Annotated in this window: 15 protein-coding genes; 6 read left to right on the forward strand and 9 right to left on the reverse strand. The window is 59.4% G+C overall.

Annotated features, from left to right (window positions below):
- Window positions 1–13 precede the first annotated feature (13 nt).
- Both ALP8811_RS00265 and ALP8811_RS00270 read left to right on the forward strand, forming a co-directional pair.
- Window positions 14–934, forward strand: a complete 921-nt coding sequence (locus ALP8811_RS00265) for an AEC family transporter (RefSeq protein WP_108855209.1) — start codon at window positions 14–16, stop codon at window positions 932–934.
- A 233-nt stretch (window positions 935–1,167) separates the two neighbouring features.
- Window positions 1,168–2,073, forward strand: coding sequence for a LysR family transcriptional regulator (locus tag ALP8811_RS00270; protein WP_108855210.1), 906 nt, complete (start codon window positions 1,168–1,170; stop codon window positions 2,071–2,073).
- Window positions 2,074–2,139: 66 nt separating this feature from the next.
- On the opposite strand, the gene ALP8811_RS00275 is transcribed toward ALP8811_RS00270, so the two are convergent.
- Genes ALP8811_RS00275 through ALP8811_RS00290 form a run of 4 tightly spaced genes read right to left on the reverse strand, consistent with a single transcriptional unit; the run spans window position 2,140 to window position 5,104 of the window.
- Entirely contained in the window at window positions 2,140–3,063 is a 924-nt protein-coding gene (locus tag ALP8811_RS00275) for an OmpA family protein (RefSeq protein WP_108855211.1), read from the reverse strand.
- Window positions 3,060–3,635: a peroxidase-related enzyme gene (locus tag ALP8811_RS00280; protein ID WP_108855212.1), complete on the reverse strand. Its 576-nt coding sequence runs from the start codon at window positions 3,633–3,635 to the stop codon at window positions 3,060–3,062. Before ALP8811_RS00280 ends, ALP8811_RS00275 begins: the two co-directional genes overlap by 4 nt.
- A gap of 12 nt (window positions 3,636–3,647) precedes the next feature.
- On the reverse strand, window positions 3,648–4,379 hold the full coding sequence (locus ALP8811_RS00285) for a GNAT family N-acetyltransferase (protein ID WP_108855213.1): 732 nt from the start codon (window positions 4,377–4,379) through the stop codon (window positions 3,648–3,650).
- Window positions 4,376–5,104 (reverse strand): competence/damage-inducible protein A, encoded by a 729-nt coding sequence (locus ALP8811_RS00290; RefSeq protein WP_108855214.1) that lies wholly within the window; start codon window positions 5,102–5,104, stop codon window positions 4,376–4,378. The genes ALP8811_RS00285 and ALP8811_RS00290 overlap by 4 nt, the downstream gene beginning before the upstream one ends.
- Before the next feature lie 38 nt (window positions 5,105–5,142).
- Here ALP8811_RS00290 and sfsA point away from each other — a divergent pair, with 38 nt between their 5' ends.
- The 3 genes from sfsA to ALP8811_RS00305 all read left to right on the forward strand — a co-directional run bounded on the left by sfsA (window position 5,143) and on the right by ALP8811_RS00305 (window position 8,024).
- Window positions 5,143–5,853: a DNA/RNA nuclease SfsA gene (gene sfsA, locus ALP8811_RS00295; protein ID WP_108855215.1), complete on the forward strand. Its 711-nt coding sequence runs from the start codon at window positions 5,143–5,145 to the stop codon at window positions 5,851–5,853.
- 35 nt (window positions 5,854–5,888) lie between these two features.
- Complete coding sequence (map, locus tag ALP8811_RS00300) at window positions 5,889–6,737, forward strand: type I methionyl aminopeptidase (protein ID WP_108855216.1); 849 nt, start codon at window positions 5,889–5,891, stop codon at window positions 6,735–6,737.
- A gap of 228 nt (window positions 6,738–6,965) precedes the next feature.
- On the forward strand, window positions 6,966–8,024 hold the full coding sequence (locus ALP8811_RS00305; protein WP_108855217.1) for a TRAP transporter substrate-binding protein: 1,059 nt from the start codon (window positions 6,966–6,968) through the stop codon (window positions 8,022–8,024).
- A 49-nt stretch (window positions 8,025–8,073) separates the two neighbouring features.
- On the opposite strand, the gene rsmD is transcribed toward ALP8811_RS00305, so the two are convergent.
- Window positions 8,074–8,634, reverse strand: coding sequence for a 16S rRNA (guanine(966)-N(2))-methyltransferase RsmD (gene rsmD / locus ALP8811_RS00310; protein WP_108855218.1), 561 nt, complete (start codon window positions 8,632–8,634; stop codon window positions 8,074–8,076).
- A complete protein-coding gene (locus tag ALP8811_RS00315; RefSeq protein ID WP_108855219.1) occupies window positions 8,631–9,839 on the reverse strand; it encodes an NAD(P)/FAD-dependent oxidoreductase in 1,209 nt (402 codons plus the stop codon). Before ALP8811_RS00315 ends, rsmD begins: the two co-directional genes overlap by 4 nt.
- 152 nt (window positions 9,840–9,991) lie before the next feature.
- On the opposite strand from ALP8811_RS00315, the gene ALP8811_RS00320 reads away from it, so the two are divergent.
- Window positions 9,992–10,486: a peroxiredoxin gene (locus tag ALP8811_RS00320; protein WP_108855220.1), complete on the forward strand. Its 495-nt coding sequence runs from the start codon at window positions 9,992–9,994 to the stop codon at window positions 10,484–10,486.
- A gap of 5 nt (window positions 10,487–10,491) precedes the next feature.
- Here the strand turns inward: ALP8811_RS00320 and ALP8811_RS00325 are convergent, their stop codons facing one another.
- The 3 genes from ALP8811_RS00325 to ALP8811_RS00335 are packed head-to-tail and all read right to left on the reverse strand — an operon-like array spanning window position 10,492 to window position 12,936.
- Complete coding sequence (locus ALP8811_RS00325; protein WP_108855221.1) at window positions 10,492–11,679, reverse strand: GNAT family N-acetyltransferase; 1,188 nt, start codon at window positions 11,677–11,679, stop codon at window positions 10,492–10,494.
- A 31-nt stretch (window positions 11,680–11,710) separates the two neighbouring features.
- Window positions 11,711–12,478: a glycerophosphodiester phosphodiesterase family protein gene (locus ALP8811_RS00330; protein WP_108855222.1), complete on the reverse strand. Its 768-nt coding sequence runs from the start codon at window positions 12,476–12,478 to the stop codon at window positions 11,711–11,713.
- A complete protein-coding gene (locus tag ALP8811_RS00335; RefSeq protein ID WP_108855223.1) occupies window positions 12,475–12,936 on the reverse strand; it encodes a RidA family protein in 462 nt (153 codons plus the stop codon). Before ALP8811_RS00335 ends, ALP8811_RS00330 begins: the two co-directional genes overlap by 4 nt.
- Window positions 12,937–13,015: the final 79 nt, after the last annotated feature.

Below are 13,015 nucleotides of genomic sequence, written 5' to 3' on the forward strand. Positions count from 1 at the left end.
TAAAGGGGGCCCGATGCTATTCCTGTCGATCTTTTTGGGACTTCTGCCCAGCTTCCTTCTGATTGGGCTGGGCGGTCTGGTCCGTGGGCGCCTGTCTGACAATGCATGGCAGGGGTTGGATCGCCTGAATTTCGAGATCCTGTTCCCCGCCCTTCTGTTCGTGGCCGCTGCCAGCCGTCCGATTGAGATTTCACAAGTTGTGACCATGGCGCCCGTGGTCTGGGCCATTCTGGGTATAGGATTGGGTCTGGGCTGGCTGACGCGCCCACTTGGGCCAGAGCGCTTTCTGGATTTTGCCGGGGCATGGCAGGTTACTTGGCGCTTTAACACGGCATTGGGTCTGGTTGCAGTGGCCCTTCTGCAAAATGGTGGTCTTGGCGAAATGGCGGTTGCTGTCGGGATGGGTGTCCCGGTCGCCAACCTTTTCGCAGTAAGCGCCCTGTCGCGTGGTGGAGCATTCGGGCTTAAGCAGACCCTGACCAAGATCGCGCTGAACCCATTCCTGCTGGCCAGTTTGTCTGGCCTGTGTGTGGGTCTCCTGAAGATCCAAATCCCGCAGCCGATCATGGCGCCGCTTGAGCTACTGGCGAAAGCCGCCATTCCGATTGCTCTGCTGTCTATTGGCGCCACGATGGATTGGAGGGCCTTGGCGCGATTGGACCGGTTTAGCGCAGCAATTGCCGCCATCAAGCTTGTGGCGCTGCCCGCATTCGCGTTGGCCTGCGGGGTGGCGTTGGGGCTCTCGCCGGGAATCGCTTCGGTCCTTGTTGTGTTTGCAGCCCTGCCCACGGCGTCCGCCGCACATGTTCTGGCGTCGGCATTTGGTGCCGAACGCCGGCTTGTTGCCACATTGATTGCACAAACTACGCTGCTGTCAGCGATCAGTCTGCCGCTTTGGATAACAATCGCCGAGGTTGTGTTTACCTTACGTTAGAGTAAACGCCCGTTCGATTGGATGTTCTTTAGTTGAGGTTTTGCAGGTCTTGCCCATAGGGCTTGGACCCGTTGCAGCTTGAGGTTGTGAGGGGGTTGAGATCTGTCAAATTGTCTCGTTTCCAGATCGTCAACATAAACCGAATTACCCCCTTAATGTCGGCAGGACTTCACAGTCTTGCCCTAATTGGCCGCGATACCAAGATTGCTGCGGATTTTTTTAGAGAGTGTGTGATGGATCGATTAACCGAAATGGAGGCTTTCGCGACAGTTGTGGATCAAGGGGGATTCACGGACGCCGCCAAAAAGATGGGGATTTCGAAGTCAGCTGTATCGAAACATGTTTCAAGTCTTGAGGCCCGCTTGGGGGCGCGGCTTCTGAACAGGACAACGCGGCGTGTCAGCCCGACCGAGATCGGTCTTGCTTACTATGATCGCGCACGTCGTGTGCTGAATGATGCAGGCGAAGCGGATGCGCTGGTAACGTCAATGCAATCGGCCCCGGCAGGGCTGCTGCGCATATCAGTGGCGACAGATTTCGGCGTGAACCATCTTAGCCCGGTGCTGGGCGAATTCCTGAAAGATTTTCCTGAGGTCAACGTGACCATGGAATTGGCGAACCGTTATGTCGAGTTGATCTCGGAAGGGTTTGATATGGCCATCCGCGTCGGCGAGCTGGAAGACAGTTCGCTTCGCGCACGCAAGATCGCCGATACCACGCGTCGCATGGTTGGCAGTCCCGACTATTTCGAACGATATGGTCGGCCAAAGCGCATTGATGATCTGAACAACCACAAGCTTTTGCACTACTCCAGACAAAGCTCGGGCAATGTTTGGAAGATCCCCGCCCCATCGGGCGAACTTCGGCAGATCCGCACAGCGGGATGGCTCAGCGTGAACGACGGGCAGTCGCTTCTGAACGCCGCGATCTCTGGTCTAGGCATCGCTTATCTGCCCAGCTTCCTATACGCAGATGCGCTGGAACAGGGCTTGGTCGAAGAGGCTATTCCGGATCTGCCTGCTGATATTCAGGGGATCTATGCGGTGTATCCTCCTGGCCGTTTTACGCAGCCGAAAGTGCGCGCGTTTATTGATTTTCTGGTGCAAGCCTTTGCGAACAAAGGGCCAGACGCCTGGTAAGGTCAGAGCAGTAAAAAGCGACGAGCATTTGCGGCGGGTTTGGCCCGCCGCTTTTTTTTGGCGCACCTAGTCGGTGTTCAGCAACACGGCTTCTACACGCCTGTTCATTTCCCGACCCTCGGCCGTGGCGTTTCCAGCCAATGGGGAAAGATAGCCCACGCCTTCGGCAGATAACTGGCCCGCATCAACCCCATAGCGGTTGACCAGGCGGTCCATCACAGAAACGGCGCGTTTGCGGGACAGGGCTACATTCCCTTCCAGACTGCCTTCGGCGTCCGTATGTCCAACCAGAACGATCCGCCGCTTGGGATCTTTAGCCAGAAAGGCGGCCAGTTCAGACAACGCGGGCACTTCGCCTTCGGCAAGATCTGCGGAACCGGTTGTGAATGTCAGGCCTTGCAGAACCACGTGTCCAATGGTCCTAAGTTGGATGTCCAGTGGGTCGCTTGGCTGCGGAGCGGAAATCGGGGCGGCCTTTGTGGTCGTCAGAAGTGGCGCACCTTCTTGTGACGGCGTGACGAATGTCAGTTCAAAGAACGCATCTTGCGCACTTTGACTGACCAGAACTTGCGCAAAGGTTTCGTCCTTGCGGGCGCTTAGAAAGTGATAGTCCCCGAGGTCGACAAACATGTCTGGGGATTGAAAATGCCCGATCTGAAACCGGAAATCGAAGCCGCCACAGGACACCGCCTGACACTGATACAGAAACTGATAACCGTCCTCGCGCAATTGGTCGCGCAAGGATGTCAGGATCTGATAGCTCTGCCCCGCCTGACCGGGGGATCGCCATGCCTGCCTGCTTACATGGCCCGAGGCGGTAATGGCCGGAACCGCCCCACCATCAAAGCGGCTTGTGGCGATTTCGGCCTGTCCATTTTCCGAGACTTTGGCCTGTAGTAGGGCTCCTGCAGGCAGGTCCAATGCGCTTGCTTCAACGGGAAGCGTGGCGACCAAACAAGCAAGGGCAAACAGGCGGCGGGGTAGGATCATCGGTTTTGGGCGTGATATTCGTCGTTTGGCTTCATACCCACGGCGGATGCCATGCGGTTGGACATCGAAAAGAACCCGACAGTTGCGGCAATATCCCAGATGTCCCGGTCCGAGAAACCAACATCGCGCAGAGCCTGACGGTCAGCTTCCGAAGTTTCGGAGGACGCTTTGGTGATCTTCTCAGAGAATGCCAGCATCGCTGTCTGGCGTGCGTCCAGATCGGCCATGCGCCAGTTCATCACCATCGCCTCGCCCAGTTGCGGATTGCCCGACAATTGCCGAACGGCGGCGCCATGGGCAACCTGACAATACCAGCAGCGATTGATCGAGCTTACGACCACCGCGATCATCTCGCGTTCCAGCTTGGATAGACCGCTGTCGTCCAACATCACTTCGTTATACATGTCCATGAACGGGCGCAGCTTGGCCATATCAAAGGCATAGGCTTGCAGCACATTCGGGATGAGCCCCAACTTGTCATCGCAGATGTCGAAGTACTTCTGGATGTCCTCAGGCAGCGGATCGACCATCGGCAGATCAAGAGCGGTTACGGGGCTCGATTTTTGCGACATGCTGTGTCCTTCTTAGCGTTTCACACGGTAATGGTAGTGCCCAACCAGATGCATGCCAAGATTTGCATACAACGGATTGGCGGCGTGGTTGCCTTGGGTCACGATCAGGGACAGGAACTCGGCGCCCTGTTCCTGCGCCCATTTTGCGGCCTGTTTCAGCAGGTTTTGCCCAGTGCCCATTCGGCGCAGCTTGGTATCAACGTGCAGGGCGTGTGCCATGGCGATCCCGTCATGCATGCCGACGAAGCCAACGCCGGCTGGCGTGTCATCGGTACGTGCCAGAAGGGCGGTCTTGGGACAGTCTGCCCGATCCATCACAGCGCGGCGGTGTTCGTTGATGCCGCCTTCTTCCCAAAGCTCGGTCATGATCGACAGCATGGGCCAGATCGCGAAGGCCGACACGGGCGGCAATGGCTCGCGGGTCAGTTCGGCCACGGGAATGACCCAGATGTTCACCGGATCAATGATGTCATAGCCGTGCTTTTCCAGCATCTCGTCAAGATGCTCGTCACCGGCGCGGATCTGGAACAACGGATCCATTCCCGCGTCGCGCATTGCCTTCTCGGCGACCGGCAAATCGGCTTCGGTGGTCGGCCAGTTTTCGGTCGCAGCCGACACGCGCTTGCCGCCGCCCGCTCCGTCGCGCACCACCCATGCGCCGACGCGGTGTGTGGCGGCGGGGGGCCAAGTGGCTTCGCAGACCTCGATCAGTTGTTCGGCGGTGGGAAGATGGGGCGTTGTCATGTGGCCTCCTTGAACAGGTCTTGAAGCGCACGGCTGGCCAGATCTAACTGGGCCACATCCGTGCCGCGAATAACGATATTGGCGCCGTAGGCACCGTTTTCGATGAAGGGGTAGGACCCAAAACTGAGTCTATCATACTCTTGGGTCAACAGCCCCAAAGGTCCGGCAATATCGCCCTCGCCTCGGTTGATCCTTACGGTGCGTGACAGCAATGGTGCGCCGCCGGTCAAGCCGGGCAGAACGCTTTCAACCATGGCTGTGAAGACGGACGGAACCCCGGCCATTACATGCACGTTTTCCAGTGTGAAACCAGGTGCGATCGAGACTGGATTGTCGATCAGCGTAGCCCGGTCGGGGATGCGCGCCATGCGTTGCCGGGCGGCATTGAACTCGCGACCCGAGGCGGCGTAATGCGCGGCCAGCAGATCACGGGCGTCGTCGCGAATGTCGATATGGTCGTCAAAGGCGCGGGCGATGCAGTCGGCGGTGATGTCATCATGCGTCGGACCGATCCCGCCCGAGGTAAAGACATGGTCATACCCAGCGGAAAGGGCTTTCACGGCGGCCACGATGGCGTCAGCGTCGTCGGACACCACACGCACCTCTTTCAGATCAATACCGTGTTCGGTCAGGCGGCCTGCAAGGTGATGCATATTCGCATCCCGCGTCCGGCCCGACAGAATCTCATCTCCGATCACCAGCATTGCGGCTGAAGGGTTGGGCATCGCTTGTTCCTTTCCTACTTCCGGTATAGGCCCGGGATATGGAATTTCCCAGCCCTCTTGTGCCCGCCACGCTTGTCCGTCGTTATAAACGCTTTCTTGCCGACTGCCTGCTGACAGATGGTCGCGAAGTGACGGCCCACTGCGCCAATCCCGGTTCCATGATGGGGCTGGCCGAGCCGGGGTCAAAAATCTGGCTGGAACCCAACGATGACCCCAAGAAAAAGCTGAAATTCGGCTGGCGGTTGGTCGAGCATGCGGACGGGCATTTTACCGGCGTGGATACCTCTGTGCCCAATCGCGCGCTGAAGGCCGCGCTTGAAGCACGGATCGTGCCGGGACTGGGCGACTATCACTCCGTCCGGGCCGAGGTGAAATACGGCGAGAAAAGCCGCATTGATTTCCTGCTGGAAGGCAGCTTGGAAGGCAGTGGCCGGACCTATGTCGAGGTGAAGTCCGTCACCCTGTCGCGCCAACCCGGTCTGGCCGAGTTTCCCGACAGCGTGACCGCCCGTGGCACCAAGCATCTGGGAGAGCTGGCGAATATGGTCGGCGAAGGCCACCGGGCCGTGATGCTTTATCTGGTGCAGCGTACGGATTGCGACCGGTTCGATCTGGCGCGCGATATTGATCCCACCTATGGGCAGGCCTTCGATGCGGCCCGTGCAGCAGGGGTCGAAGTGATCGTTCTGGGTACGCGGATTTCTCCGAAAGGGGTGGACGTCGCGGCCCCTCTGGCGTCTTTGGTCTGAAGGCCCTATTTAGGGGGCAGAAGAAGGAAACCACCATGGACGACAAGATGCGCGTAACCAAGGAAGGCATTCGCCTTTATGACCCGGCGGATTTCGCTGGAATGCATGCAGCAGGCAAGCTGGCGGCCGAGATTCTGGACCGTGTGGCCCCGATGATCGCCCCGGGCGTGACCACTGCCGAACTGGACGCCGCGATCGAAGCGATGGTGGACGAGGCCGGGGCCGTGTCGGCCACGATCGGCTATAAGGGCTATAAGCACGCGTCGTGTATCTCGCTGAACCATGTGGTCTGTCACGGCATTCCCGGCTCGAAAACGCCGAAGATGAAGAATGACAAGACCGGCCGTAAACACGACGAGTTGGTCGAGGGCGACATCCTGAACATCGACGTCACCGTGATCGTGGACGGATGGTATGGCGACACCAGCCGCATGTACAAAGTCGGCAAGATTAAATCTTTCGCGGATCGTCTGATCCAAGTGACCCATGACGCGCTGATGGAGGGCATCGCCGCCGTCAAACCGGGCAACACGTTCGGAGACATTGGTCACGCCATCCAGAAATACGCCGAGGCACAGCGCATGTCGGTCGTACGTGACTTCTGTGGCCACGGGTTGGGGCGCGTGTTCCACTCGCCTCCCAACGTGCTGCACTATGGCCGTCCGGGAACGGGTGCTGTGCTGGAAGAAGGCATGTTCTTCACCATCGAGCCGATGATCAATCTGGGCCGTCCGGAAACTAAGATCCTGTCCGATGACTGGACGGCGATCACGCGCGACAAATCTCTGTCGGCGCAGTTCGAACACTCGGTTGGTGTGACCGCGGATGGGTGCGAGATCTTTACGTTGTCGCCGGCAGGAAAGTTCCACCCGACTTGGGGTTAATCGCAAAGTTTACTTAGGGGAAACTTTTTTAAGTTTCCCCCTAGTCACCAAAATCTTCTTTTGAATCCGCAGCACATTCGGCCTGATGTTCTTTAGGTCAGAAAAGGTGCCTTTTTCCGTTTGCACCCGCAGCATTCAGTTCCTACGTTCTAACTGCCCGGACGCAAAAGGTGCTTGGGCTTCCGCGACAAACATGCGCGGCTGATGACAAGAAATACGGAGGGGCCAATGACCAGCTTCCGCACTTTCACCCTGAAATCCACCTTCTCAACCCTGACTGCTGCCGCCGCACTTGCTGTTGCCGCCAGCACCGCCGCTGCGCAGGAAGTTACCCTGCGTTTCCAGCACTTCGTGTCGCCCTTGTCTGCGAACCCGACCTACTTCATGGCCCCGTGGGCCGAGAAGATCGAGAAGGACTCGGGCGGGCGTATCAAAGTCGAGCTTTACCCGGCGATGCAGCTGGGTGGTAAAGCGACCAGCCAATATGACCTGATCCGCGATGGCGCGATTGATGGTGGTTGGGTGATCCCCGGGTACCAGCCGGGTCGCTTCCCGGAAGCGGAAGCGATGGAGCTTCCCTTCATGGTGACGAAATCGGGTGAAGAGGCCTCGAATGCCGCTTGGGTCTACACCCAGAAATACCTGATGGATGATTTTGCCGACGTCAAAGTCATTGCCGCCCACATGCACGGGCGCGGGATCGTCCACAAGAAAGGCGGCCCGATTGCTACGGTTGCCGATTTTAAGGGTCTGAAACTGCGCGGCCCGTCGCGCACCGCAACTCGTCTTTTGGACAAACTGGGCGCGACGCCCATCGGCATGCCCGTCCCGGCCTTCCCCGAAGCGCTGTCAAAAGGCGTTGTCGATGGCGGCGTGATCACGTGGGAGATGTCGCCGTCCCTGAAACTGGACGAGTTGACCGACAGCCACACCGATGTCGCGGGCGAAAAGTCGCTGTATAACCTCTATTTCATCTGGGCGATGAACAAGAACGTCTATGACGGTCTGCCCGATGATCTGAAGGCGGTGATTGACGCGAACTCGGGCTTCCATGCCTCGGGTTGGGCCGGACATGCACACGACACGGGCGACGTAGTCGGCCGCGAGAAGATGGCCGCAAGTGGTAACGCGCTGGCAGAGCTGTCGGAAGAGGAAACCGCGAAGATCCGTACGCTGGGCGACGAGGTGATTGCCGAGTGGATCGCCGACATGACCGCCAAAGGTCTGGATGGCGAAGCGATGGTCCGTGACGCCCGTGCGGCCGTGTCCGTGACACGCGCTCAGTAACTCACTCTGAAAAACAATCGAAGGCGCTGGGCATCATACCCGGCGCCTTTTACGTTTCTGAATACTCACAGATCGTGATCACCGTGTCGCCATAGCGGCGGCTGTCTAGTTGGGTGACGCCGGCAGGCGGGATCACTGGCACGTTGTCCTCCCACACGATCAGCGCATCGTCCGCGACCCAGCCGGATTTGATGGCCGCCGCCAGCGCTTTTTCCCCCAACCCCTTGCCATAGGGCGGGTCCAGAAAGATCAGGTCATGGGGTGTGCCTTCGGGCAGACGGGTGGCGTCGCGTTTCAGGATCGTTGCCTCATCCGCGCAACGACATTTCTGGATGTTCTCGCGGATCAGCGACAGCGCCTTTCGCCCGTCATCAACCAAGGTGACATGGGATGCGCCGCGCGACAGGGCCTCAAGCCCCAACGCGCCGGTGCCTGCAAACAGGTCCAGCACACGCGCGTCTTCTATAGGGTCGCCAAAGCGCCCGCCTGTGAGCATGGAAAACAGACTTTCACGCACGCGGTCGGTGGTGGGGCGCAGATGCGCACCCGCATCCCCTTTGCCAACACTGGCCAAGGCCAGCCCGCGGAAACGGCCTGCGATAATCCTCATGCCAGCAGAGACTTCAGCTCGGTGCTGGGGTCCGCCACGGCGGCTTTGTCAGGCGACTTGCCCGCTTCCACCAGCCGCTTACCGACCATATAACCGCGGGGATCGTTCATCGCGTCGACGGCCAGCAACGTGTCGCCCTGATAATACCAGAAGCTGACGCTGCCCTCTTTGTCGCCGGGACGGGTGACGATGTTGTCATAGCCCGTATTCAGGCCCGCAATCTGCAGCTTCACGTCATACTGATCCGACCAAAACCACGGTTTCGCGATGTACTCGACGCCCTCGCCCTGCATGTTGCGGGCGACGATTTCGGCCTGATCAATGGCGTTTGGGACACTTTCCAGTCGGATGCGTTCACCACGATAGGGGAAGGATGCGCAATCGCCCGCTGCCCAGATCGACGGGTCCGAGGTGCGGCCCTGCGCGTCGGTCTTGATGCCGTTCTCCAACGTAAGACCCGCGCTTTCCGCCAGCGCGCTGTCGGGGGCAATGCCCACGCCGACAATCGCAAAATCAATGTCGAGTTCGGTGCCGTCCGACAAGGTTGCACCCGTCACGCGCCCCTCACCGGTCAGGCGGTTCAGCCCGACGCCCTCGCGGATGTCGACGCCGTGCGAGGCATGCAGCGCGCGGAAATAGTCCGAGGTCTCGGGCGCGGCGACCCGTTGCAGAATACGGTCGGCCATTTCGACCAGCGTGACCTTCAAGCCCTTCTTGGCAGCCACCGCTGCGGCCTCCAGCCCGATATAGCCGCCGCCAATAATCAAGACACTGCGGCCCTCGGCGAATTCGGGTGCCATGCCATCCACATCGGCTAAAGTGCGCACCACATGTACGCCGTCAAGATCGCCACCAATCGCGGCGGGCAGGTAACGCGGCGTGGATCCGGTGGTGATGGCAAGTTGGTCATAAGCGATGCGCTCATCCCCGATCACCACCTCTTTTGCCGCTGCATCAATTGCGTCAACGCGGGTGTCCAGCCGCAGAGTGATGTTCTGGTCGGCATAGAAGTTTTCGGGCCGCAAATAGAGCCGCTCAAGCTCCATGTCGCCCAGAAGATAAGCTTTGGACAGAGGCGGACGCTGATAGGGCGGTGCGCTTTCTGCCCCGATCAAGGTAACGTCCCCGTCAAAGCCCGAGTTGCGCAGCTTGGCAACCAGAGATGCTCCGGCCTGTCCGGCTCCGATGACGACGATATGGCTCATGTTCTTCTCCGCGTTTCTGTTCGAGGACGATAGGCCGGAAATGGTTGCTTTGGCAACGATTGGCGTTCTGTCACTACACAAGAATGTTGGATGACATGGTGGCAAAAGAAGTCAAATCTCAAATTGCCGAATCAAAAGTAAGGAATGCGCGAATGACTCTGAGTGTTGGTGACAAGTTACCCGATGCAAATCTATTGCGAATGGGTGCGGAAGACCCAGAAACGATCAGTCTGTCGCCCCTGCTGGCCGGGCGCAAAGTTGTAATCTTTGCTGTGCCCAGCGCCTTTTCGGGCACCTGTACGACGGCCCATGTGCCCAGCTATATCCGCACAAAGCCAGCATTGGATCAGGCCGGGGTGGACGACGTGATTTGCATCGCCGCCAACGATCCGTTCGTCATGAGTGCCTGGGCAGATGCAACGGGCGCCGCAGACGCCGGGCTTCTGTTTCTGTCAGATGCGCTGTCTGAGTTCACCAAAGCTGTTGGCATGGATTTCACCGCGCCGCATGTGGGTTTGATCAACCGGTCGAAGCGCTACGGCGCCTATGTGGTGGATGGTGTGGTGAAGATCCTGCATATCGAGGACAATCCGGGCATGTGCGGCATTTCGGCTGGCGAAGCGATGCTTGAAGCTATTCAAGGCTAAGCCCGTCAATCGTGTTCCGACACGTCCACAGATTTGAACGGGCCGTATGAGGTCAGGATGTCGATATCCTGCGCCACGGCCTTGCGTTCTGACTGAAGAAACTGATCGACGGCCTCGCGAAAGCCGCGGTCGTTGATCCAATGCAGCGAATGGGTGGTCACGGGCAGATAGCCCCGTGCCAATTTGTGTTCGCCCTGCGCACCTGCTTCAACACGGTCCAATCCGTGGAGAATGGCAAAGTCGATGGCCCGATAATAACACAGTTCGAAATGTAGATAGGGGTGGTCCTCGACACAGCCCCAGTAGCGCCCGAACAGCGTATCGCGGCCGATCACGTTCAGCGCACCGGCGACGGGGCGGCCATCACGTTCGGCCAGCACAAGAAGCAGGTCGTCTGCCATCGTGTCATGAAGCTGATCAAAGAAAGCGCGTGTCAGATAGGGGCGGCCCCATTTGCGCGCGCCGGTGTCCTGATAGAAATGCCAGAACGCGTCCCAATGCTGCGGTTGGATCTGGTCACCGGTAAGGGTCAGTATCTCGCCGCCGAACGCTTGGGCAATGCGGCGTTCCTTGCGGATCTGCTTGCGCTTGCGCGAACTGAGCTCGCCTAGAAACGCATCAAAATTCGGGTAGCTGTCATTCTGCCAATGATACTGCAGCCCTTCGCGTGCCAGCAGGCCCATGGCTTTACCCGCCTCGGCCTCGTCCCCAGTGCAGAAGGTCACATGGGCCGAGCTGATCTGGTTGTCTGTCGCAATCTGGATCATGCCCTGCACCAGCGCAGCCTGTCCGATCTGCGTATGTCCGGGCCGGGTTGGGAATCTGCGCCCGGTGACGGGCGAGAACGGAACGGCGGATTGCAGCTTTGGGTAATACCGCCCCCCCGCACGTTCATAGGCGTCGGCCCAGCCATGATCGAACACATACTCGCCCTGACTGTGAGTTTTCACATAAAGCGGCATCACGGCGATGATCTGTTCACCCGCGTGCACCGTCAGATGCTGTGGGTGCCAGCCTGTGCCTTCCCCGACAGACCCAGAGGCTTCCAACGCCGACAAAAACGCGTGTGTCGTGAATGGGTCCAAGGCCCGTCCGCCGTCGGCCCGTTCAGGGCAGGCGCAGGCATCCCAATCCTCGGCGCGGATGGCGTCGAGGGACTGGTGGGTACGGATGTCGACTTGAGTTTCGCTCACGGTCCTATTGAGGGGCAGAGGGGCAGGTGGGTCAAGCCAGATAGCCTTCGAACGTCACGTTGGCTGCAATCTTGCGCGCCTCGGCTTCGACCTCGGGCGAGCGAACGGTCCAGCACAGAACCGGCACACCACGGTCTTTCAGTTGTGTGACCGCCGGGTTGTCCAAATCCCGCACATCATGGCTGATGAAGCTTGCGCCTACCCGGTCGTAGTCGGGAATGTCGCGCAGGCGCGCGCGCGTGGCGGCGGGCAAAAGCGCGGTGTCCTCATCTTTGTAGGCCTCGGTCGTCAGGCCAAGGGGCAGGGTGGCGTTGTGCTTGCCGAATTCCTCAACCGAATGGGGGTTGAAGGACATGACGGCGACGTCGCCCGCATATCCCTCCAGCGCCTCGGCCGTGGCTTTCTCCATCACTCCGTCATGCGGGCCCATGGCACCGTGCTGGTCTTTTAGTTCGACCAGAAGGGGCACACGGCCCGCAACGATGTCCAAGATCTCGGCGAAGCTTGGAATGCCCTCGTCCCCACCGGTCAGACCGATTCCGGCCAGCTCGACCGCATTGCGGCCGCGCACCGGGCCGGTGTCGCCGGTCAGGCGGGACAGGTCATAGTCGTGAAAGACCATGGCCTGCCCGTCTTTCGACATTTGCAGGTCAATCTCGATTCCATAGCCCGCATCCACGGCAGCACGAATGGCCGCGCGCGAGTTTTCCGGGCGGCCCGCTGCTTTATCGTGCAAGGCACGATGTGCGATGGGTCGGTCAATGAAGCTTTGTGGCAGCGGGACGGGTCTGCGGGTCATTTGATCTGGAAAATGCCTTCGATTTCCACGGCCACGCCAAAGGGCAGGCTGGCGGCGGACACAGCGGAACGCGCGTGACGACCTGCATCGCCCAAGGCTTCGACCATGAAGTCAGACGCGCCGTTGATCACTTTCGGCTGGTCGCCGAAGTCGCTGGTCGAGTTCACGAAGCCCACCAGTTTCACCACACGCTGAAGGCGGTCCAGATCGCCACCACAGGCGGCTTTCACCTGTGCCAACAGAGCAATGGCGCAGCTGCGGGCGGCCTTGGCGCCTTCTTCGGCAGTCATGACGTCGCCCAGCTTTCCAGTCAGGAATGCACCATCTTTCATCGAGATCTGACCCGAGACATGCACGAGGTCTCCGACCTGAACGTAGGGTACATAGTTGGCCGCAGGGGCAGGGGCGTCGGGCAGGGTGACGCCCAGTTCAGCAAGGCGGGTTTCAAAAGCGCTCATCGGGCGATCCTTTCAATTGGCAGGCCTGAAGATCAGGCCTTTTCTGGACGCTAGCCCGCGTCTGGGATCAGGGAAAGGG

Source organism: Aliiroseovarius pelagivivens (assembly GCF_900302485.1).
GTDB classification, from domain to species: Bacteria; Pseudomonadota; Alphaproteobacteria; order Rhodobacterales; family Rhodobacteraceae; genus Aliiroseovarius; species Aliiroseovarius pelagivivens.